A 23134-nucleotide genomic window follows, 5' to 3' on the forward strand; every position below is an offset into this window, starting at 1 on the left:
ATACGCACATTAATATCTCACAGGGACGCGGGCAACCGCTACCCCAATCCGGAGCAAAAATACCTCAATACGGATTATAAGTAAATGCCACAAGAAGGCTACTAGAAAGTTGGATTAAAATATGTGGATGGTGTCATGCCATACTTGCGTTTGAATTGCGCGGAGAAATGACTCGTTTTATTAAAACCAACCGCTGCAGCCGCCGTGGTCACATTCATCTGTCTGGTCTCCAGCAGGTAATAGGCTGCCTCTAGCCTCTGCTCAATGACATACGCATGTACAGGAAGACCGAACAATTGCTTGAATCCTTTTTTTAGCTTGAATTCATTCAGACACACTTGTCTGGAGAGCCCTTCAAGAGTTGGCGGATGTGCCAGATTCGCATCAAGAATCTGCTTCGCCTGTTGCAAGCTGGTCAGGTCCGTCCGGGACAACCCATCATGATTCGCAGGTAACTGACGCTCCAGAATGCATTCACTGAAATATACCGCGAGCAGCTCAAGTGCTTTTCCGTTTAAATACAGTTGTTTCAGTTGTCCCGAATACGGGCATTGTGTCATCTCGTTAACAATTCGAATCATCGTCGGTGTCATCTTCGCATTATAGAAACCTCCCCCGCTTCCCGCGATGGCCGTCATGAGCTGTTGTATGGGAAGCTGCTCCATCATCCCACTGATCGGTGTCTGATCCAGCTTCAACGTAAATCCCTTGAAGTGCTGCTGTAATCCAAACTCACACGTACTGCTCGTATATCGACTGCCATATGCAGAACTTTCCTGGGTATGTACATGGAATTCCCCCAGCTTGCCATCAATGTTCCACGAAATGCTCTCACCAATGCAGAAGCTTAACTTGATACTGTCATCCTGCTCCAGACTGCTCAAGGCGGTTGGACGATGGAATATCGCGTCACTATACACGAGTTCCATGGAGGGATGAATGCGATTCAACTGCCAGTAACCCTGACCAATCTCTTCAGGAATATGAATGATTCGTTCGGCAGAGCTGCTTTGGTAAAATGTATTTAATCTCGCTGCCAATGCACAGCGCTGATCTTCTTTATTTCGAATGGCGTACCATGTCTCTGACACCTTGGATTGCATCTGACTTCCCCTCTCGTTGTCTATGTTTCAGCTTATTATATAAGAAAGAAGCCATATTGGACATATGGCCTCGAAGAGATGAATACACACACTCACATATGAAAAGCGTTCTGCAACGCTATCTCAACAATAGCTTGAAAATAAGTCATAACACATACCTACTCGTACTATACGTACCGTTCCAGTTCCCGCTGACCAAGTAACTCCAGATGTTTGTCGACGGGGTCGTGCAATGTCAACGTTCTTGCATTCCGGTAATACATGTCGAAATTATTGTCCCGCGTAGCTGCCCTTGCCCCCATCACCTGAAATAAGGAACTGGTTACCTCCAATGCTGCTTTGGTCGCTATAATCTTCGCTTGGGAGGCTGCAACCTGAACGGTCTCCCGCAGTTCTGGTTGGTCATACGAGGTACCCAGCACTCGCGAAGCCTGAAGGACCAATTCACGCGCAGCGGCAATCCGGGCCGAGCATTCTCCCAATCGAACTCTGACTATAGGACTGTCCTTAGATGCTGTACCATCTGTCGACCAAGAGCGGGAACGTTCATGGACATAAGCAATAGCTTCCCGATACGCACCCATGGCAATACCGGTAAATTGTGCGGCAAAATGAATGTTGAACTGGGCGGAGAAAAAAGAATCTACAGTGCCATAACTCCCTGGCTCACCGATAAGATGTTCTGTCGGGATGTGCACGTTATTCGCCAGCACTTGTCCACTTCCGGTTCCACGCTGCCCAATGCCGTTCCAATCATCCACGATGGTGATGCCGCTGCTCGTCAGATCCACAAGTGGCATGACATATCGCTCATTCTGGCTTCCCTCCGTGTCAGCTAAGACCGATCGCCAGAACGCCCATTTTGCCCCGGGAGAGCCGGTGGCGAAGATTTTGGTTCCATTTAGTACATAACCATCCTTGTTCTGTCGTAGCTCACTTTCTAACTTGAACCGGTCTTTACCCGACTCACTTCCGAAGCTGGCGAACCAATGACCGGCACGTGCCTCATCAAAAAAGAACTCCTGCTGCTTGGCAGACCCCAACGCATGAACCAACTGAACGCCCGTATTATGCAGTGTGAATACTTGAGAAGTGGACGAGCACCAGGATGCCAGTTCCATGAGGATGAGCGGGATCATCTCAACGTCCCCAGCGTATCCTGCTCCCCAACCGCCCATTGCAGTCGGAACAGCAAGCACTGCCAGACCCGAATCCGCCAAAGCTTGCATAGACTCAAACGGATATATCCCTTCTTGGTCAATCCGCTTGGCATGTACACCAATGACCTGCTGACCCAGTTCTCTCACTTTGGCGAGCAAGTCTTGCTGGGAAGCAGAGTACAAATAACGTTCAGCATCGATCCGCGGTTCACTATATTTTCTAGCCTGCATCTTGTTTCCCTCCAGTGGACCTGTATCTTATGTCTGACGTACGCCAACTCGATAATCTGAACCTGGATGATGCTCAGGCAGGAGAGCCTGCCCTTTTCCAAATAACCGTTCACGGAAGGTTCCTTCCTCATACTCTTCTTTGAATATACCTCTTCTCTGCAGAACAGGAACGACCAGGTCCACAAAATCAACATAGGATTGGGGCAGCACATAAGGCTCCAGATTAAAACCGTCCAACCCTGTGAACTCTACCCAATGTTCGATCTGATCCGCCACATCTTCCGGCGTGCCTATGACGGTCAAGCCACGAAATCCTTTTTGCAGAAAATCATCAATTACTTCCTGTACCTTCTTCTTATCCTTGCTATGCTTCGTGAAGCGATCTGTATGTGTCTGTCCCATCTCGGTATGAATATTCTCGAAGTAATCATCCGGATCGAGCGCAGTCAGGTCTATACCTGTTACCCCCGCATAACTCGCCAGTGTCGCTTCACGGCTCTGGTAACTTAAGTACTCCTCATGTTTGCGCTGTGCTTCTTCCCTTGTAGGAGCAACAACAACAGAGAGTCCGGTAAAAATCTTGATTTGTTCCGGGTCTCTGCCAAAAGCAGCCGCCCGGCGGCGAATATCCTGTATCTGATCCCGCAGCACTTCAAGTGTCGGAGCTTTCAGGAATACTCCCTCAGCATGTTTGGCGGCAAAGGCTCTCCCCCGCTCCGAGCTTCCAGCTTGAAATAGTACTGGCGTTCGTTGCGGCGATGGCGTCGCTGCATGATAACCCGCAGAGCGGAAATACGTTCCTTCATGCTCCACCTTATGAACCTTCCCAGGATCAGCGAATACTCGGTTGTTGCGATCCACGAGCAGTGCATCCTCTTCCCAGCTTCCTTCCAGGTATTTGTAGCTTACCTCCATATATTCCTCTGCCCGGTCATATCGTTCATCATGTGGAATGAACTCGTCCTTGCCGAACAGATCGGCGGCGGAACTATTACTCGTGGTGACGATATTCCAGCCGATCCGCCCTTGGGTCAGATGATCGAGAGTGGAGAATCGGCGTGCATTTGCATAAGGGGGCTCATATGTGGTTGACGTTGTCATCGTGAAGGCCAGATGCTGGGTTGATACAGCGAGAGCGGGAATCAGCAGCATCGGATCATTGGACGGGGTGCCCGCAGCTTCGCGGAAAGCCAGCTCTTTTCCCTTTTTGGGATAACCATACGTATCGGCAAAAAACATAAAGTCGAACTTGCCGCGTTCCAGAATTCGTGCAATGTTGATCCAATAATTCACATCGTTATAGTTAACCCGATGCTGTTGCGGATGGGCCCAGATGCCTTGTGTCAGATGATTGACACCGTTGACCTCGAATACGCCCAAATGGATTTTTTTCATACTCAATCAGCTCCTTGGTAATCAAAATACGTACGGATGATGATCATCCGCCGGGAAACTTGTGGTAACACACATTTATTTAGAACTTTCGCTCAAAGCCTATTCACCTTGTCGTATTAACCTCATTGGACATCAGGATTAGTTTCTGATTTCTGATTGGCATCCGTAACCTTACATGTCATCTACTGCTCATCTATACCCTTCGCAGCATGATGGCACGCCACCCAATGTCCTCCCTTCACCACACGCTTTACTGGAACGATACTTCGGCATTGTTCATCTGCGAGCGGACAACGGGTATGAAACGCACAGCCAGATATCGTTTCAAGCGGCGAAGGCATGTCCGTATCCGTTACAACGGAAAGCCGCTTCATGGACGGATCAGGAATCGGGACGGCGGACAGCAACAGTTGGGTATAGGGATGCCGCGGCGAATGAAACAGACTCTCGGTATCGGCCTCTTCCACCAGTTTCCCGAGATACATCACACCGATTCGGTCCGAAATATGCCTGACTACGGCTATATCATGAGCAATGAACAGATAGGTCAGATCCATCTCCCGCTGAAGCTTTCGCATCAGGTTAATGATCTGTGCCTGAATAATCACATCAAGAGCCGACACGGGTTCATCACAGATCACCAGCTTGGGATTCAGAATCAAAGCACGCGCAAGTCCAATCCGCTGACGCTGCCCTCCCGATAACTGATGAGGAAGTGAGTAGTAATGCTCATCTTGCAGACCCACCGCCTGCAGCATCTTCAGCGCCGAACGAGTTCGTTCCTCAGGCTTGCCGATCCGGTGAATGACCAGCGCTTCCTCCAATGCCTCTCCCACCGTAATCCGGGGATTCAGTGATGAATAGGGGTCTTGGAAAATCATTTGTATCTCCTGCCGATACGCCCGCATTCGGCGACGGGACAATCGGTGAATCGGCTGTCCTCGATATCGAATCTCACCGTCCTGCGATGACAGGAGGCGCAACACCGTTTTGCCAAGCGTGCTTTTGCCACAACCCGATTCGCCCACCAGACCATAGGTCTCGCCTTCGTAGATGTTCAGGGATACGTCATCCACGGCTTTGACCTGTTGCTTGCGATAGCTGGTTTTGCTTTTGATTGAGTAATAGGTTCTGAGTCCTGTGATTTGAAGTAAAGGCTCTTGCGATCGTGTCTGTGAATTCAGGGTCGTCATCTATCTCACCTCCTGTAACGGAATCGTATCCGCATACCAGCAGCGTACGGAACTATCCGCATCCGCAAGCTGGCGAAGCGGTGGCATGTCCGTATGGCATTTCGCATCTGCAAACGCACAACGGGAAGCGAAACGGCAGCCGGACGGGATGTGATGGAGCGAAGGTACACTGCCTTCAATTACAGGCATGTTCTGCTTCCGATCTCCATCGATTCTTGGCAACGATTGAAGTAGTCCAATTGAATACGGATGACGAGGACGTTTGAACAAGGTAGCCACGCTAGCCGTCTCCACAATCTGACCAAGATACATCACCACAACACGATGACAGGATTCTGCAACGACTCCCAGATCGTGAGTGATTAGCATAAGTCCCATCTGTTCCTGCACACATATGTCCACAACCAATCGCATGATCTGTGCCTGAATGGTCACATCCAGAGCTGTTGTCGGTTCGTCGGCAATCAGCAGTTTAGGACGGCAGGCCAATGCCATGGCAATCATGATCCGTTGCCGCATGCCGCCTGACAGTTGATGTGGATACTGGTTCACTCGCTGCTCCGGGGATGAGATGCCCGTCATTTTCAACAATGCGATAACCCGTTCGCGGGCCTGACGCCGATCCATCTTTTGGTGCAGCTGCAATGCTTCCATAATCTGATCCCCGATCGTATACACCGGATTCAAGGAGCTGAGTGGGTCCTGAAAAATCATGGCGATGTCATTGCCGCGTACAGCCTGCATCTGCCGTTCAGAGAGCTGAAGCAGATTGGTGCCTGAGAAGCGAATCTCCCCTTCGTATTCAACCTCCCGCTTCTCATCGAACAATCGTAATACGGATTGAGCGGTAACACTTTTGCCACAACCGGATTCGCCGACCACACCTACAATTTCGCCCTTCTGCAAAGTCATGGACAACCCGTCCACCGAAGTGACCTGCCCCTGTGGCGTATGGAATCGGGTAACCAGTTCCCTGATGTCCAGCAGCGGTTCTTCTACAGAATCAACAGTCACATCAACGACATTCATATCAGACACCTCCCTTGCGAGTTGGCATCCATGCTCTGAAGCCAAACTTGTTTTTCTTCGGTTTCTTTACAGCGGCAGCGGTGTGAGGATCAAGCATGTCACGCAGGCCATCACCAAGCAGATTCATAGCCAGTACCGTCAGAATGAGCGCAAACCCAGGGAATAACGTCATCCACCAGGAATTGAAAATAAACATTTTGGCCTCGGACAATTGATTGCCCAGGCTTGGCGTAGGCGCCGGAATACCGGCACCCAGAAAACTCAATGCCGCTTCCACAATGATAGATTCCGCAAATACAAAACTCGCCTGCACCACCAATGCCGGTAGCGCATTCGGTGCCAGATGCCGCCAGATGATCCGAGTGTTCGATGCCCCAAGTACCTCCATGGCCTCGATGTATGTCTGCTCCCGAGTCACGATGGCAACTGACCGAACAATTCGTGCGACCGCCGGAATGAACACGATGATCAGACAGATCGTCAAGTTTTGCATACTTGGACCGAGTGCAGCCATAATGGCGATAGCCAGCAGAATAGCAGGAAAGGCATAGAGTGCATCCATCACACGCATCAAAATCTGATCCAACCACTTATACATGCTGGAGTACAGCCCCACGACAAGCCCGATGACTGAAGCAATCAGGGCAACCACGATTCCGATCTGAGCTGAATTCCGGGTTCCATGAACCACACGTGACAGGATATCCCGGCCAAAATTATCCGTTCCGAACCAGTGCTGCGCTCCTGGAGCCGTCAGGCGTCTGACAATATCAACCTCAAGTGGCTGGTAGGTGATAATCCACGGCCCAACCAGGCTCACGAAGAGCACAAGCAAGGTCAAGCCTATTCCCCAAACAGCCGATGCATTGGACAGAATTTGCCTGAGGGCCTGCCTGCGCCGAACAGATCGAAAATGCTGTCTTTGAAGTTTTATATGTTGAATCTCCGTATCAGCCATAGATTGCCTCCTCTCTGGTTGTTATTTGTTGTTCTTATTGTTCAAGCCGGACTCGCGGATCAACGACCGCATACAGCAAGTCGACGATCAGATTAACCAACACATAAATTAATGCAATGAACAGTACAACGCCCTGAATAACGGCATAATCCCTCCGCTCAACCGAATGAACAAGCAGCTGACCAATGCCTGGAATGTTGAAGATGGTTTCAATAACAGCTGCACCTGCCAGCAGGGTACCGAACGTTCCTCCGATGACCGTAATGACGGGAATAAGTGCATTTCGCAGAATATGCTTGTAGACCAGCCTTCTCCGGCTTACGCCTTTGGACCTCGCTGTCTTGACGTAGCCCTGATTCATGACCTCAAGAACGGATAATCGCACCATACGGGCAATAATGGACGACATGACAAGACCGATGGAGATGGCAGGCAGTACCAGATGACGCAGAAAGGGAATCATTCCGGACTGGATTGAGGCATAGCCTGACACCGGCAGCCACTTCAGTTGAACGGCGAACAACAACACCAGGAACAGACTGAGCAGAAAACCGGGAATGGTAATCCCGAGTAGCGAATAGACGGTCAACAGCTTGTCTGCCCACCCTCCACGGTTCATCGCTGCACTGATCCCCAGCGGAATGGCAATCAGTACACTGAACACCATTGCCAGAATGCTTAGGGAAAGCGTAGGTTGAATATACTCCCCGATCGCGGAAGCCACTGATTTCCCCAGAAAATAGGACTCACCCAAATTACCGGACAAGGCTCCGGATACCCAGATAACGTATTGTTCGAGTAATGGAGTATCCAGCCCCATTTGTGAGCGAAGCGCAGAGATCGTCTGTTCATCCGCACCATCGCCTAACATGACACGGGCCGGGTCACCGGGAATCAGATAGACGATTAGAAAAACAACCACGGACATGATAAACAGTGTCGGAATGAGCGCCCCAATCCTTTTGATAATGTAAATGGCCACCGATTCACCTTCTTTCGGGACAATGCATCAACCGCGGACTAGAACCTCACCAATTGAAGGCTCCATTCCGCGGTGCGCATCCGGTTATTTTTGCGATACACGGGTGTTGGCGAGATTCGGAATACCGTACAGCGTCGTTAATCCTTCGATGTTCTTCCGAATGGCACTGTATTTGTACACATCACCGATCTTAATCGCAGCAAGATAAGTCCATTCATAAGCCTGAAGTTCATCGTTGGCGGCTTGAATGTCCACATCACTCTGAGCAGCCGTAGCCTTGGAGAGGAGTTCAGCAAGCTTTGCATCGTCCGCGAATCCGTAAGTTGGATTCAGATATAACAACTGTGATGGTGTGGAGGGTACGATGAATGGTCCGAGATAGATATCCCAGGCGCCGGCATCTGCACGTTTGGTGAGCATCGTGGCATAGTCGTAGATATCGATCTGGGTCTTCACTCCAATGCTCTCCAGCTGGGATTGCAGCATTAATGTGGCACTGTAGAAGGTTCCCGTATCCTTGGTCGTGAGCAGACGTACCACTTCTCCGTTATACCCCGCATCTTGAAGCAGTTGCTTCGCCTTGTCCGGGTTGTTCTGGTTATACGCCTCACTACCCGCTTCGCTGTACCACTTGGTATTCTCTGTATACATATAGCTCGGATTCAGACGATACAACTCAGGTGTGGACGTAATACCTAACAGAATATCTTCTGCATTGATTACAGCAGCCACAGCCTCCCGATTTTTCAGATTGGAGAACAGAGGTGACTTCTTGTTGAAAACCAGATTGAAGTCTGTCGAGAGATCTTTCACCAGGCTGATCTCGGGATCATTCTCCACTTGCGGCAGGTTATCGACACCAATGTCAATATAATCAAAATCCCCAGCCAAGAAGGACGAGAAGCGCGTAGCATTATCTGTAGCCAAAGTGAAGTAAACATCATTCACCAGTGCTTCCTTATGTCCGGAGAAACCATCGGCTGGTGTGTCCACCGGCTTGAAATCTTCAAATTTGCTGACATGAACGTACTGATCCGTTTTCCATTCCACGAATTTGAACGGCCCTGTGCCAAAGTACTCTTTGACTCCCTCAGGACCTGCTGCATCCACAATCTCTTTTGGCATGATCGCAGCAAAGTTCAGCACATGGCTCAACTGGGCCAGAATATCGTTTTTAGGTTCGTTAAGCTTCAGCTGCACAGTGTAATCATCCACGACGTTAAACGTCGATTCACCGAAAGAACTCTTGGCACGCGGCGCCAGATCCTTCCAGCGATTCAGTGAAGCCGTCACGTCTTCAGCTCTCATCTCCTTGCCATTGTGGAACAGTACACCTTGGCGAAGATGGAAAGTGTAATCCTTGCCGTCCTCGCTGACCTCATAAGATTCCGCCAGATTCGGTACGGGCTCGTATTTGGAATTGAAGGCGAATAAACCTTCATAGATATTCAATCCAATAGTGGCATTACTTCCCCCCAGGGACAGATGCGGGTCCAAGGTTGGGATCGTTTGGGTGAGTGGAAATTTAAGTTCGGTTGCAGCCGCAGCGGCCGGGGTGTCTCCTGAAGCCGAGTCTGATCCGGAACCTGTCTTTGTACTGCTGCCTCCACTGTAGCAACCAGCCAGGAGCAGAACGGCAACCAGTGCCATGATCCATACTCGGTGGTGAATGCTTCTCTGAACTAACGTTTTCATGAAAATCCCCCTTTAATTTATATAACGGACTTTTCTAACAACATATATAAGTATTCTTATTCATTTAATCGGATTAAAGGCTGCTATACATCATGACAAACGTTTTGTGTACGTTCGTATGATCAGGAAGCTGTTGGATGTAAGTTGACTCAGGTTTCGTTCCACTCAAGCAGACACTCTGCAATCTTGACATACACCAGGACACCAATGGGCAGCGCTTCTTCATCAATAGCGAATTTGGGGTGATGGTGCGGGAAGACAATGTCCTGATCCACGTTGCCCGCGCCAATGTTAATGAACGTACCGGGAACGACTTGCTGATACGCTGAGAAATCCTCTCCACCCATGCCTGGCTGCACATATTCGATCGCATCCTGTCCTAGCACGCCAACAATCACATCTTCCACACGACGCGTCAGCGCTTCATCATTCACGACAGGATGATAACCCCATACATAATCCAAGGTAACCTCGGCACCATGTGCATGGGCGATACCTTCAGCGATTCGGCGAAGCTGTATTGGCGCCTCTTCGCGGATTTGTGCGTTAAAGCTACGCACCGTACCCTTGATGATCACTTGATCTGGAATAACATTATGGGATGATCCACCCGTGAATTGCGTAACTGATACAACCAGTCGTTCCAATGGATCGGTGTATCGGGACACGATGTGCTGTAGGTTCGTTACGATCTGGGCCCCGATGGAGATCGTATCTACCGAGCGATGCGGGAAGCCTGCGTGCCCACCATAGCCTTGTACGGTCAAAGTAAAATTATCTGGCGAAGCCATCATCTCCCCATAGACGATGCCCACTTTTCCAATCGGCAACAAGGAAGCCAGATGCTGTCCCACAATCCAGTCGACACCGTCCAGAACACCTGCCTCGACAAGCTCTATAGCTCCACCGGGAGGACTTTCCTCCGCATGCTGGAAGATGAAGCGAATCTCACCATGCAGCTGTTCCTTTCGTTCTGCGAAAATGCGGGCTGTAGCGAGCAGCATAGCGGTGTGGCCGTCATGGCCACAAGCATGCATCACACCTGGACGAGTCGATACATAATCACTTTCTGTCGCTTCGGTAATCGGGAGTGCGTCGATATCCGCACGCAGGGCAAGCGTTTTGCCCGGTTTGGATCCAATCAATCTGGCTACAACACTGGTCGGCGTTGGGCGACTGATCTCCAGTCCGGCAAACGTCCGAAGAGTGTCATCAATATATTGAGCCGTTTCTGCCTCCTGAAAGGATAGCTCGGGATACTGATGAAAATGCCTCCGCCATGCAATGGTCTGTTCACGTATTTCAGAAGGTAACTCTCGTAAAATATTGGATAGGGTCATCATTCATCCTCCTTCGGAATGTAAACATACTTTTTCTCTCTCAGACTCTAGCTTAGTTGTGATTCGGACTATTCCCGTTCATAGGCGGCGAGAGCATTCACACGATGTGCAATGGCTGCGCCTGCTTTGAGTGCACTGGCAACCAGAATGGTCTCCGCCAGTTCTTCGAGCGTAACACCTTCCGCCTTAGCTTTTCGTGTAAAGATCTCGATACTGTACGCATTACCGGTCACATGACTGGCCCCAACAGCGATCAGAAACTTGTCTTTCACACCAATACGTTCAGGAACGAGCGTACGATTGATATACTCCACAAAAGACGTATACAACCCTTCATTCGTTTCCTCCAGCCGCTCAATCCGTTCAATGTGGTCCAATGCATACAGTTCGGTATTCGCTTCTTCGTTATATGCATTCCATGTGTGAATTGAATTGTAAAAGGCCGAGTGTGCATTGATGGCTGCACCTACTGCAACAGCTTCGAGCAACTCTTCGAACGTAGCTTCTTGTCCTTTGGCTTTGCCGACGTGAGCTTCGATGCAATATGGGCATCCGGTAATGTGTGCTGCTGCCACAGCGATGTACTCCTTCACTTTAACGGTCAGTGCGCCTTCTGCGAATGTCTGTTTGTTAAATTCTCCAAAGGCTTGAAAAGCTTCAGGTGCATAAGCAAACAGTTTGGTAGAAGCTGCGGGAGTTGGACGTGTATACAAATTTTGAGTCATGATAAAGCCTCCTGTGACATAACGGACTCAATTAAAAGGTATTCCTACTGTTTTAATTGGATATCTGCTATAATAATTGAAAATGTCGGACATGTATAATTGAAAAACATAAATCTCTAATTTATAAATTTTAATACGAGAGGGTTGAACGCTTTGGAAATCCGGCTCATCAAGACATTTCAGGCCATCGTGAAATACGGTAATTTTCAACGCGCCGCTGAAGCTCTTCAATATTCGCAACCTACAATTACGATGCAAATCAAAAAGCTGGAGGAAGAGCTGGGCATGAAACTCTTCGAACGCGGCAAAACGATTACCCTGACCAGTGCGGGCCGGCTGCTGAACGAACGTGCAGATCTGTTATTGAGAGAATACGATGAACTCAATGTCGCCCTGACCGATTTCATGCATGGGGATGCAGGCATCATTCGGATCGGTGCATCGGAGCCTTCGGCTAGCAGCCGTCTGCCCGAGATTTTACGCCGTTTCTCCGAACAAAAGCCCAAGGTTCAGGTGCAGGTCAGAATCAGCACAACCAAAGATCTGATGCGCATGTTATTGGATGATGAGATTGATATCGCACTGTGCAATGAAGCCGAACCTCATATCCAGCTGGATTTCCAGCCCCTTCTATATGAAGACATCACGTTGCTTCTGCCCGCCTCGCATCCCCTTCAACATAAACAAGAGATTCATCTGAAAGACCTGAAGGGCGAAACCTTTCTGTTGACTCCGGGAACCTGCTCGTTCCGTATTCGGATTGAAGAGATGATCAGTAGCCAGATCGGACAATTACAGCGGAGCCCCATTCTGGTGGACGGCATCACGGTATTGAAGTATTTTGTACAGGCCAATATGGGGATCGCTCTGGCTCCGGTTGTCGCAGTCTCACCTCCCATCCCCGGCACGATCACCCGCCCGGTTCGCAATCTCATGAATGGTCCGAGACTCGGTGTGTTAACCCGGAAGAACAGCTCCACTTCAAGCAAGATCACCGAGGAACTTGTGGATGAAATCAAACGTCTACGGACGATTCCAGACGAACCTGTTATGGCTCAATCCCGTTAAATGTAATGCTGTAGCATCAGATTAACGACTAGAAAACCCGTTCTTTTCGGAACGGGTTTAATTTTGTAATTTGTTTTTGTAAATGGTGAATTTACATTTTTCAATTGTACAAAATCGGGGTATTCCTATAAGCTCACTTGAAAAGGCTCAGAACGATTGAGCCTACTTGTATGCATCGAAAGGAGTTCTTCTAATTATGAAAAAAATACATCTGGGTGTATTCGACATCCATAATCCGAATCAAATGACCCAAGGCCTATGGGCCCACCCCGCCAATCAGAGCCATCGCTATAATCGTCTGGATTTGTGGATTGAATTGGTCCAGATTCTGGAGCGTGGCAAATTCGACTTTATATTTTTTGCAGACTCTTACGGTTATCCGGAATTAAAGCCTGAACTCGCATACCGTGAAGCGGTATACACCCCTTCCAATGATCCCATGCTGGCGCTCTCCGCTCTTGCGTCACATACAAAACATCTGGGTTTTGTCACTACAGCTTCTCCCACGTATGAACAGCCCTTCCCGAATGCGAGACGCTTCTCAACACTGGACCACCTGACACAGGGGCGCATCGGATGGAATGTGGTAGCTACAGGTGGAACAAGCGGCGCCGCCGCCTTTGGCAGAGATCAGGTGCTGAACCATCAGGAGAGATATGATCAGGCCGAGGATTTCATGGAGGTGAGTTATAAACTGCTAGAAGGAAGCTGGGAAGATGATGCTGTCGTTGTGGATAAAGCCAGTCGGTTATACGCCAGAGCGGACAAAATTCATGTTGTTGATCACGAAGGTCCCTATTTCCGGCTAAAAGCCGCTCACGCAAGTGAACCCTCCATTCAGCGCACGCCCGTTCTATTCCAGGCAGGAAGTTCGGATCGGGGACGAGATTTTGCGGCCAAGCACGCCGAAGGTGTATTTCTGAAAGCACCTACGATAGAAGCACTCAAGGCACAAGTGGATGACATCAGACGTAGAGCAGTTCAACATGGAAGGCAGCCTCATCACATCAAAATATTTACCGGGCTATCGGCTATTGTTGGTCATACCAGCGAAGGGGCCAGCAAAAAGTATGAGGAGTATCGTACATACCAAAGCAGGGAAGCAGCACTGCTCACCTATCAGTCCTCGACAGGCATTGATCTCACGGCACTTGATCCGAATGCGCCATTCACCGGAATCAAAACGGAGCAAGGCCGTTCCCACACCGAACGTTACACGAAACATGCAGTGCACATTCCAACGGTAGGCCAAGTCATGGATGATTTTGCAGGCAAGGAATACAGGGGAATTGTCAGTGTGGGTACTGCTGAAGAGATTGCAGATGAGATGCAACGTTGGGTGGAGGATACGGGGATTGACGGATTTAATCTGGAGCGATACATTCTGCCTCAGACTCATCTGGATTTTGTCAATCTGGTCGTTCCAGAATTACAGAAACGCGGCATGTTCCGAACTGAATATGAAGAAGATACGCTGCGCGAACGATTATTTGGCAAAAACAACACACGACTGCCCGACGATCATCCAGGTGCTGCATACCGTTATTCCCCCGCGAATTCGAATCGATGAAGCTTTTCTTACCACTGAAAAATAGCATCAAAAAGTCTGATTTTCAGTGCCGAGAAGATGGGATGAAGCTAGTTTTTTTGAGACTTCTTCTTCGCATTGCTCTTTTTAACCATGATATTAGTTGTAAAAGGCAGCTTGCGTTGATCGCAAGCTGCCTGTTTTAGTCTCATTACACATCAAAAGCCCCTCAACTATTGTTGAGAAGCCTCGATATTATCCATCTCTTAGTGAATAATCACATGTGGAATGCTTTCCAGAACGAACCTTCTGTATCAATGATATCCTTGATCTGGGTAAAAGGAATCGTAAACGTTGGAAATCCTGCTGCATAGGGAGCAATATCATAGGGATTGAAGTAGAGATGCAGAGCATCTGCTGTAACAAAGAACGGCTGATCCGCACTAATCCCCGTATACGTGTCCGGAAACACATACGAGTATTGAGGATCATTTTTGATCTGATCCCCCACAATCTGGCTCAACACTTTTACATAGTCACTATTTGGCTTAAATAGATCCTTCAGCTCATACAACTGACCATTCGTCAGATTAATGATCGCATAGATCATCGTAGGCATACCGTGTGCAGCACCCGCGGGATAGTTATAACCTGTAAGTTGCAGTTGCAGCAATTGCTGCTGATAGAACGTAATATCAAAATCCCCTGTATACGTGTAATCCAGCTGCTGATCGGCAGGGATTGGTTTAACCTGAGACAGCTGCTTCAACTTGGCATTCAGCGCAAGCTGCTCCGCTTGGTTTGTCAATCCCTCCACCTGCGGATAATATACGAGATAATCCCTGTTCGGTTTGTACTTCTCTTCGCGTACACGGTACGGCGGATGAAGAGGAACGATTGTATTTTGACGCCAGATGATCTGTCCGGCGCGGTTCACATAAGATAAGCGCTGGTCTACATACGCCTTAATTAGATCTGGTGCCACAACTTCTAGCGTACCCGAACCTTCTACATGGGGATACCCAGTGGCAGGTCTGCCACTCAGATCCAGCAGATAGGTCTGTCTGCCATCCGATGCGGAAGCAAGGCCGTTTTTGTAATTGCCCACATCGCGATAAACAAACTCCGTAAGCCTTCTACCGTTGGTATCTGCGATCGCATACACAGAGCCGATATAAGGCTGCTCCGGATTAATTGCTTGCCCCAGCGCATAACGATGCTCGCCTAGTTCGCGGATGTCATTATAGGCAGGTTGAATGATAAATGATCCTTGCGTATTAATGACACCATAGATGGACTTGTAATCCTCCGCTGTATTGACAATTGCTTGCCCATCGCTAAAAGGAAATGCCGATGAAAACTTGGGCTGAATGCGAATATTACCCCGTTCGTCGATGTACCCATATTTGCCCGAGGCCTCTTTTTGAAAAGCGAGCAGTCCATCTCCTAACGGTCCCACATAAGCAAATGGATACGTCGCGAGCCGATGTCCATTGCGATTAATGAGCGCATATTCATTATCCTTGATCTGCACAACCGCTTTGCCATCTTGAAAATCATTCCCTGACACGAACTGTGCCGGAATCACCTCATTGCCTGAGGCATCCAGATAACCATACAGACTCACCGATCCATCTGCCTGACCAGGATTAGAATCGTAAAACAACGCTCGGCCGTCCTTCATATTCGAGATATACGAGTATGCCCGTTTGGTCAGGACCGTGCCTTGTTCATTAATCATCTTAAATCCTTGAGAATCAATCACCATCGCTCGTTCTTCAGAAAAGGAATTGATGGAATCGTATACAGGTTGAACGACATACTGCCCTTGAAGATTAATCACACCAGCATGGCCGTCCTTCACAACTACAGCCAATCCATTGGGCTGAAACGCTTGTGCGTCATCCAGAACCGGCTCTAGCCGAACATGTCCCTGCGCATCCATATACCCCCAACGTGTCCCACTCGTGGTTCGAACGGAGATCGGATATAACCATGTCGCTACCCGGGCATGACTTATAGGGACCATCGCCTGTTTAATTTTCTTTTCCAGCTCGAGCAGCGCCTCTCTGGAAGGGTACGCTTCCGGGAAGCTGAGTGCTTTTTGAACGGAAGCGAGTGCTGCCGGATACTGGCCTGCGTGGAACTGAGCATCCGCAAGGTAATACCAGTAGAAGATATAATCAGGATATTGCTGGGTTAGTTGCTCGTAATATTGCACCACTTTTGGATAATAGGTTGCATATACGTCCGGTGCAGGAACCCATTTCCCATTCTGCCATCGGATAATCTCCACACGGTAGGCTTCACCTGTGTCATGGATCCAGAGTGCAATCTCCACTTTTCCATCACGGCCATGCTGACCAGGCATATCTATAATCTCTGCAAAGCTATAGTATAGATCGTCAGGCGCCAAATCTTTGAGCCCTGATTCCGTCCACTCATATACAGCAAGCTTAGACCAAATAGAACCAATCCGCCAACCGATGATGAGATTGTTCCTTGCTGTTGAGGTTACAGGGGCTGCAGTCATTAAAGTCACCCCATACCCCAATCCCTTGATTAGTGCCATCTTGATCCAATGTCCTTGAACAAATTTCAGAATGAGCAGGTACAGCTCACCATTCAACTGGTAGACTGCAGCAATCTCCGGCATACCGTCACCAGTAAGGTCTGCCGCGTAGATCGCTGGATGTTGAACAGGTTTATCAATAGTGACGACCGTTGCACCAGCCGGAATATGTTGATTCACAATTTGCGTTAACAGCGGTTCGCTCATGGACATCTCAGTTTCCTCCCTTATGACCGCATTCGCCTAATGGTATGCGTCATAAATCGGGATATGACATCAGAACGAATATAACTGAGAACAATTGAAATTCTCATCCTTTTTCTAAACAAACATTAAATGAAGATATTTTTCGATCTGTAATACATCGAACTCCACGATAAAAAAAGATTTGCAGTGGCCTTGTCGCCTTCTGCAAATCTTCTTATATTCTATAATACATCTTATTTACTACATCATATCGCTTCATGTACCTTCGCTTGTAATACTAACCAGTATCACGCCTCTTCTTGCATACTGAGCTGTACATATTGGGTGAGACGACAATACTGAGATAACAGCAGCTCTTCATCACCTTGTCCAAGAGCCACGCTACGCCCCTCGTTAATGACGTGATTCAGCAATTCATGAAGAAAATTCTTCTGCAACCGTAAGGACTCCACTGCGAGCTGCTCAAGCACCTCAATATCTCGGATCGTAAACTGGGATAACCCGCGCAGCAGCAACTCTTCTGACCAGCCGCTAATTTTCTGCATGAACTGATTATGCTCTTCCAAGTCTCCCCATCCTTCCATTGCCAATATCCAGTTTCAGACTGAGCACCGTTTGACCCTTCAGGAAACTGATCGGGCTAATCCGTTTGGGTTCCACACGAACAAAGGCATAGAAATGTTCAAGCGATTGAGAACCATATCCTGACTCCAGTCTTTGGATCATCGTTTGCCAATCAGTTGAATACTGGAGAGTAAGTGCCAATCGTTCTCCTTCGGCATTCTCAACCGTCAGGACAAGATCCTGAGTTTGTTTGACAAAGTTATGGTCCACTATTCGAGCAACTTTGATCACAGCCAGTCGTTCTCTAGGCGCAGCAAACAAATCGAACGATCGCGATTCCTCTTGAAGTACAGACGTTACATCTTGCATGTACTTGTCCATATTCAACGTTTCCATACCTGTTCGTGGCAAAATCGTAAGCTTTGCACCTTCCCCGGAAGAGATCCGGCGTTCTTCATTCACTTTAACTGAATGGAATTGAACTTCTTCACCTACGAACTGGCGAAAGGTCAGATTAGGCAACCATGGTGTGAATGCACCATAATGCTCTGTATACGAGAACTGCTGATCATCATAATATACAGCACGTACATCACTATACGTGTAGATTTCCGCATCATCGAAACAATAGAAGTAATAGGTGATTCCACGGAAACCGGATCGTGTCTCCCACGCATCAGCTCCCAGTCCATACAGGTGAAGTGAAGGAACCGTATAGTATTTACTTCGAAAACTGCCAATGAGCTGACTCTGCTGAATGACAGATACCTTTTCTTCTTCAAGAACCTGGAGTGCAAGATACAGCTTGCTTACCCGATCCAACATGGATTGCATGGAGAAACGTATATGTCTGTTGAAAAACAACTGTAGTTCCCCTTGAATCCCTCGTAAACTGCGTTCTATGTCAGGCAGGTTGCCACTATGAGCTGCGATTGCCAAGGTCTCCAGTTGTGCCATATAGGACTGAGGAAGACGGGCCAGTCCCGTCTTCAACAATCCTGCCAGCATCACGCGACATTCCTGCGCCGTCTGCATTGAGAACTTGGCTTCGTACACCCTTCCACTTAATGCATCCGTATCATCCAGGCCTCTTAGTACCCGATATCGTAGCAAAGCTTCCAGCTTGGCCATCTTCCCGGCTGTCTGCGGCACTTTACAAAGAGCTTTTGCAAGGTTCGGTTCCTCCGTAAAAGATACCTCGATATTCTGGCTTGTCAGATGCACCGTAAGAAGTGAATCTTCGATGATCTTAATTTCTTCTGGGTATCTCAATCGGAAAACAACTTCCTCAATCATGGAAGAACTATATGACTTAATTAACACAGTAAGGTCAGACTCCGTCATCCAGCGGAAGCGAGACTCGATCTCACGTGATGCTGAATGCGGAACTTCGCTTGGATCGTCCACGTTTAATACTAAGTTTGTTACTGATTCTGTTACCGATACGTCTTTTGGTGCGTCCGACGAAGCATTATTCGATATCCCTGAGTCCTTATCCGGCACATGCTTTTCGTCTACACTCATCGAATCCTCTGACGAATGTTCCCGTTGATCATATAGAATTGCGATCAGCACATGCTTGCAGATATGTTCTGCAGGGCAGGAGCACTCCCAATGGTCCAGCGTATTTTCGAGCGTACAGTGTGTCCCGTCACTGAGCTGACAACTCACAGATGATGCATTCCATGTGTACGTTACACTTACACCATTGTCCAACTCTTTCAAAGACCTTTTGTACAACCCCTTGTTGGCGTACCGGATCAAATAATCCTCCGTACACAGCTTCGAAAAAATCCGGAATTTTCCCTTGAATCCACTCACGTCATCAACGCCCCGTTGCTCTCAGAATATCGTAGATCGTTTCACTGAACACGCGACCTGGAACGTTGCCTAGAGCAATGGGTTTGTTGTCACCATAGTAATAATATTGCTTGTTATTCGGTTTGAAGAAATGAAGGGATTCCAGTGTAATGTCATCCAATCCCTCGTAATACGTGATGCTCGTACCACTGAATTGCAATTCTGCAACAAGATCTCCGTACTCTTTATAAAATTCATGATACCAGCCGCCGTCCTGTGCCGGTCCTTTGATCCAGCCGTATTTCTCCAGTGCTTTAGGGAATGCCGTGGGCGAAAAATCGGACTCCGGCAAATGATCGTATTCATTCTTCGTTTTATCCTCATCTTCAGGCTGGTAAATCTCACGATTCAATTGTTCGAATGGCTGCTTGATCTCGTAATCCTCCAACTGCGTTGTCCAACCTTCAAGGGTAGCCTGATCCAATTCCAGCGGGTGTATAAGTCCTACCTGCGCACCTGAAGGCAGATCAACCTCATCCTCATCCACGGAATTGAATGTGCCATCCTCCATATAACGGAACGTGCTGATCAGAGCGCCATCCTCATACGTTCCCCAGATCAGACCAACAGCAAATTTCTGCATAATTACATTTTGTACAAACAGGGCTTTCCACTCATCAGCAGACCATAGACGTTGTTTGGACAATGACTCTTCCAGACGCTGTGCCTGAATACTGACCATGGATTTGAGATCTTTTTTCAGTTGCGTGAAACGCGCCTTGGATTGTGCCGCCAGTTCAGCATCATCTTTCTGTGCAGGAGCAGGCAGGCTCTTCACGGATTTGCCCGTTTCTTCATTCAAGACAACGACTTGCAAGTCTCCATTCACCTTAATCAGGAATGAGCGCTCTCCGTAACTAAGCTGCATGGTTCCTTTTTCATCAAAACCAAGTGTGGTGACCAGCCGATCCTCCAGTTGTTCCGAGGTAAGTCCCATATTATCGGCTGCAAGCTGCAACGCTTCTTCTGCTGCACCTTTCACCTGACGGTTCTTCACGCCACGTTTGATCTTGTCGATTGCCATAAGAGCAGATGGATCTTTCAAGTAAGCGAGCACTTTCACAGCATCTGCTGCAATCGCGCCGCGGCTATTTTCTGTCCATTCCTTAATTTGCGGAGCCAGGATATTTACAATCTGAATATCACCAAAGAGTGCTGATACATACATCACCCATTTCTCTTTTGCAGGAGCACCTTCCTGAATCCAGACCTGGAGCAGTTCACTTGCAAAACGAGCGAGCGATGCCTCACTTACGTAATCTCGTAATTCATTCAACCGTTCATTAGGACCGGATGTATGATCCAATGATTGGACCAAAGCATACTGCTTAATCCGGTCATCTAAAGGCTGATTGTCTTCAATACGTATCAGTGAAGGGAGATCTTTTAAGGACAACCAGCTCAGTCTCGACAACTTTTTGGCATCTGCCTGATCAGCGAGTGCAGCATGGGCATACTCTGGACTTAAATCTGCGGTATCCAGCAGAATTTGGATCAAGCTCTTCCACTCATCGGACTTCTCTTTCTTCAAAAGCTCACCGTACAGTTCCTTGCTGTTTTCCAGACTGCGGATTGCGGTCAGAGCCATTTCTTTGATTCCCACTTTTTTCTCCGAGAGGTATACGAGTGTATACAAGTCCTGATCAGGAATTCGGTTGAATTCCGCTAACGCCACGCCGTTAGCCTTTTTGGAAGAATCCTGCAATCCGGCACGAATCGCTTCGGCCATTATTTTCTTCGATAACTCATCACGCTGTTCAAAGGTAATCTCCAGAATTAAAATGCGTGTATCTGTTGGCAGTTTCTTGTACTGTGTCAGTGCATAGTCCAGATTCTGCTGAATGATTCGGCGGTATTCGTCATGCGGCATGGATTTATATCTGTAGTCGGTCATGCCATTAAGTGAGATCAGGCTGGTTAGCAATTTATCACGTTGCACCTCAGGATCTTGCCCATAACGTTGAAGCAGCTGCTCTCCACTAAACGCGTATGAATTGTACATGTCCGAGATAATATCCAGTGTCCAATCGGGATGAGTGGTCAGAATTGCGAACCTGCGCATTGCCTCCGAGTCCAAGGGCAGAAAACTAATACTGATGAGGTTGTGAACACGCTTCTTATCCCGATTCAATTGATTAAACAACCCGCGACTATTCGGGTCCTCCCAATATTCCTCCAGGGTATTTTCCCCACCTAAGTATCTTGCAATCGCAAGTCCTTGACGTCCCCCGTCCAAAGGATGCCGAAGAGCGTTAAATACCGCTTGCTCCAGTGAGCCCTCCGCATTAGGCAATGTCAATCCTTGATCCTCCATGAATTTCTGAATGCAGAGTTTCAGGAATGGCGGTTTTATAATCTCGTATGCTCGAATCGCTTGTTCAGGACGATTCGCGATTCCAGATTGTAACATGTTCCAAGATACCGTGTACGAATTAAGCTCGTCCCGCAACATTTCAACCAACTGATAAGGCTCATCCAGAGGCACAAGTCCAGCAAGCAGATCATTTGGACTCTTTGCTCTAGGGTCCATACTCAGCAAGTAACGGCGAACTTCAAGTGGATAAATCTCATGTAATTGATGTATTGTGTGAAGCAAAACATGCCCAATCTCACTATTTGTATCAAGGAACCGTTGTTTACCCCCACTAATGTTAATCAGGTACAGCAAAGCGCCACTCACCAGTACCATCGTTTGATGGAATACGGTGTTTGAACATTGCTCTTTTGAAGAGAAAGACGTATTGGGATACAGCTCAGCTATGAGCCGACTGCGCTTTTCTTTGAGGAATTCATCCTTCAATTCTTGGGATGATCCGTTATGTTTCCCTTGAATATTACCGACCACTACAGGTTCAATCAACGTATGTAGCTCGTCCCGCAACTTATCTGGATCATTAGCCATCACATGTTGAAACAACACGGGTAACGATTGAACAGAAGATTGAACCTCTGCAAGATGAGAGGCCGTGTCACTGAGTTTTGAATATAGTTGTAGCAGCATTAACGCATTGATTACATCTCGATAATCCCCCTGGGTGTCAGCCTTTTTGGAATCAAAAAGCCACTGGGCACGCTTTAATTTGCTCTTTAATTCAGCCGAAATTTCGTTCTCGCCCGCAAACTGTTTGATCTTCTCCAACCGGCCCAACAACCCAGCCATGCGATCAGCGCTTTTGCTCTTCCCGCTCAATCCGTAGGCTTCTGAATCATTTCCCATACAGACAGTAAAAGCATCCGTTCTCCATGAACTTCTTTTGGAATAATTGGATTCTAGATATATCACAATAGCCCCGGCCCGGTAAAAGATATCTCCATCGTCTTTTTTGGCGAGCTTCATAAGCAGATCAATTGTTTGATACACATAATGACTCGAATTTCCCATCATATCCGGGAACTTGTCTGTCGTTCCCAATACATAATCAATAATTTCGGAGCTTCGGTCTGTTTTTAATGAATACTCGTTTGAACAGGTCACTGCGAATTTCTCCACCAAAGTTTCTACTGCGCGGTCTGCGGTAAGCATT

At 48.1% G+C, this 23134-nt stretch carries 16 protein-coding genes; 2 read left to right on the plus strand and 14 right to left on the minus strand.

Annotated features, from left to right (window positions below; genetic code table 11):
* Positions 1 to 101: 101 nt before the first annotated feature.
* The 10 genes from NYE45_RS16140 to NYE45_RS16185 form a co-directional block, all read right to left on the minus strand.
* Entirely contained in the window at positions 102 to 1103 is a 1002-nt protein-coding gene (locus NYE45_RS16140; protein ID WP_340013151.1) for an AraC family transcriptional regulator, read from the minus strand.
* 167 nt (positions 1104 to 1270) lie between these two features.
* Positions 1271 to 2494 (minus strand): acyl-CoA dehydrogenase family protein, encoded by a 1224-nt coding sequence (locus NYE45_RS16145; protein ID WP_340013152.1) that lies wholly within the window; start codon positions 2492 to 2494, stop codon positions 1271 to 1273.
* 27 nt (positions 2495 to 2521) lie between these two features.
* Positions 2522 to 3889 (minus strand): LLM class flavin-dependent oxidoreductase, encoded by a 1368-nt coding sequence (locus tag NYE45_RS16150; protein ID WP_340013153.1) that lies wholly within the window; start codon positions 3887 to 3889, stop codon positions 2522 to 2524.
* Between the two features lie 182 nt (positions 3890 to 4071).
* The gene (locus NYE45_RS16155) at positions 4072 to 5082 is read right to left on the minus strand and encodes an oligopeptide/dipeptide ABC transporter ATP-binding protein (protein WP_340013154.1); all 1011 of its coding nucleotides are present in this window, start codon (positions 5080 to 5082) and stop codon (positions 4072 to 4074) included.
* Positions 5083 to 6111 carry an ABC transporter ATP-binding protein gene (locus NYE45_RS16160; protein WP_340013155.1) on the minus strand — a complete coding sequence of 343 codons (1029 nt, stop codon included), beginning with the start codon at positions 6109 to 6111 and terminating at the stop codon, positions 5083 to 5085.
* Position 6112: 1 nt separating this feature from the next.
* Complete coding sequence (locus NYE45_RS16165) at positions 6113 to 7069, minus strand: ABC transporter permease (protein WP_340013156.1); 957 nt, start codon at positions 7067 to 7069, stop codon at positions 6113 to 6115.
* Between the two features lie 34 nt (positions 7070 to 7103).
* Positions 7104 to 8051, minus strand: coding sequence for an ABC transporter permease (locus NYE45_RS16170; protein WP_340013157.1), 948 nt, complete (start codon positions 8049 to 8051; stop codon positions 7104 to 7106).
* An 84-nt stretch (positions 8052 to 8135) separates the two neighbouring features.
* Positions 8136 to 9746 carry an ABC transporter substrate-binding protein gene (locus NYE45_RS16175; protein ID WP_340013159.1) on the minus strand — a complete coding sequence of 537 codons (1611 nt, stop codon included), beginning with the start codon at positions 9744 to 9746 and terminating at the stop codon, positions 8136 to 8138.
* Between the two features lie 149 nt (positions 9747 to 9895).
* The gene (locus NYE45_RS16180; protein WP_340013160.1) at positions 9896 to 11086 is read right to left on the minus strand and encodes an amidohydrolase; all 1191 of its coding nucleotides are present in this window, start codon (positions 11084 to 11086) and stop codon (positions 9896 to 9898) included.
* Between the two features lie 68 nt (positions 11087 to 11154).
* Positions 11155 to 11811, minus strand: coding sequence for a carboxymuconolactone decarboxylase family protein (locus tag NYE45_RS16185; RefSeq protein ID WP_340013162.1), 657 nt, complete (start codon positions 11809 to 11811; stop codon positions 11155 to 11157).
* A 153-nt stretch (positions 11812 to 11964) separates the two neighbouring features.
* Here NYE45_RS16185 and NYE45_RS16190 point away from each other — a divergent pair, with 153 nt between their 5' ends.
* Positions 11965 to 12879, plus strand: coding sequence for a LysR family transcriptional regulator (locus tag NYE45_RS16190; protein ID WP_340013164.1), 915 nt, complete (start codon positions 11965 to 11967; stop codon positions 12877 to 12879).
* 196 nt (positions 12880 to 13075) lie between these two features.
* A complete protein-coding gene (locus tag NYE45_RS16195) occupies positions 13076 to 14449 on the plus strand; it encodes an LLM class flavin-dependent oxidoreductase (RefSeq protein WP_340013165.1) in 1374 nt (457 codons plus the stop codon).
* A 235-nt stretch (positions 14450 to 14684) separates the two neighbouring features.
* Here the strand turns inward: NYE45_RS16195 and NYE45_RS16200 are convergent, their stop codons facing one another.
* The 4 genes from NYE45_RS16200 to NYE45_RS16215 all read right to left on the minus strand — a co-directional run bounded on the left by NYE45_RS16200 (position 14685) and on the right by NYE45_RS16215 (position 23133).
* Positions 14685 to 17192, minus strand: coding sequence for a WG repeat-containing protein (locus NYE45_RS16200; RefSeq protein WP_340013166.1), 2508 nt, complete (start codon positions 17190 to 17192; stop codon positions 14685 to 14687).
* A 281-nt stretch (positions 17193 to 17473) separates the two neighbouring features.
* Positions 17474 to 17731, minus strand: coding sequence for a hypothetical protein (locus tag NYE45_RS16205; RefSeq protein ID WP_340013167.1), 258 nt, complete (start codon positions 17729 to 17731; stop codon positions 17474 to 17476).
* A gap of 7 nt (positions 17732 to 17738) precedes the next feature.
* The gene (locus tag NYE45_RS16210; RefSeq protein WP_340013168.1) at positions 17739 to 19475 is read right to left on the minus strand and encodes a hypothetical protein; all 1737 of its coding nucleotides are present in this window, start codon (positions 19473 to 19475) and stop codon (positions 17739 to 17741) included.
* 100 nt (positions 19476 to 19575) lie between these two features.
* Entirely contained in the window at positions 19576 to 23133 is a 3558-nt protein-coding gene (locus NYE45_RS16215; protein WP_340013169.1) for a DUF4132 domain-containing protein, read from the minus strand.
* Position 23134 lies beyond the last annotated feature (1 nt).

Source organism: Paenibacillus sp. FSL K6-1318 (assembly GCF_037976905.1).
GTDB classification, from domain to species: domain Bacteria; phylum Bacillota; class Bacilli; order Paenibacillales; family Paenibacillaceae; genus Paenibacillus; species Paenibacillus amylolyticus_A.

Coding starts and splice junctions, on each gene's coding strand:
- NYE45_RS16215 (WP_340013169.1), bottom strand. CDS start 23,133: ATGCTTACCGCAGACCGCGCAGTAGAAACTTTGGTGGAGAAATTCGCA.
- NYE45_RS16205 (WP_340013167.1), bottom strand. CDS start 17,731: ATGCAGAAAATTAGCGGCTGGTCAGAAGAGTTGCTGCTGCGCGGGTTA.
- NYE45_RS16150 (WP_340013153.1), bottom strand. CDS start 3,889: ATGAAAAAAATCCATTTGGGCGTATTCGAGGTCAACGGTGTCAATCAT.
- NYE45_RS16195 (WP_340013165.1), top strand. CDS start 13,076: ATGAAAAAAATACATCTGGGTGTATTCGACATCCATAATCCGAATCAA.
- NYE45_RS16200 (WP_340013166.1), bottom strand. CDS start 17,192: ATGTCCATGAGCGAACCGCTGTTAACGCAAATTGTGAATCAACATATT.
- NYE45_RS16165 (WP_340013156.1), bottom strand. CDS start 7,069: ATGGCTGATACGGAGATTCAACATATAAAACTTCAAAGACAGCATTTT.
- NYE45_RS16180 (WP_340013160.1), bottom strand. CDS start 11,086: ATGACCCTATCCAATATTTTACGAGAGTTACCTTCTGAAATACGTGAA.
- NYE45_RS16160 (WP_340013155.1), bottom strand. CDS start 6,111: ATGAATGTCGTTGATGTGACTGTTGATTCTGTAGAAGAACCGCTGCTG.
- NYE45_RS16175 (WP_340013159.1), bottom strand. CDS start 9,746: ATGAAAACGTTAGTTCAGAGAAGCATTCACCACCGAGTATGGATCATG.
- NYE45_RS16140 (WP_340013151.1), bottom strand. CDS start 1,103: ATGCAATCCAAGGTGTCAGAGACATGGTACGCCATTCGAAATAAAGAA.
- NYE45_RS16185 (WP_340013162.1), bottom strand. CDS start 11,811: ATGACTCAAAATTTGTATACACGTCCAACTCCCGCAGCTTCTACCAAA.
- NYE45_RS16145 (WP_340013152.1), bottom strand. CDS start 2,494: ATGCAGGCTAGAAAATATAGTGAACCGCGGATCGATGCTGAACGTTAT.
- NYE45_RS16155 (WP_340013154.1), bottom strand. CDS start 5,082: ATGACGACCCTGAATTCACAGACACGATCGCAAGAGCCTTTACTTCAA.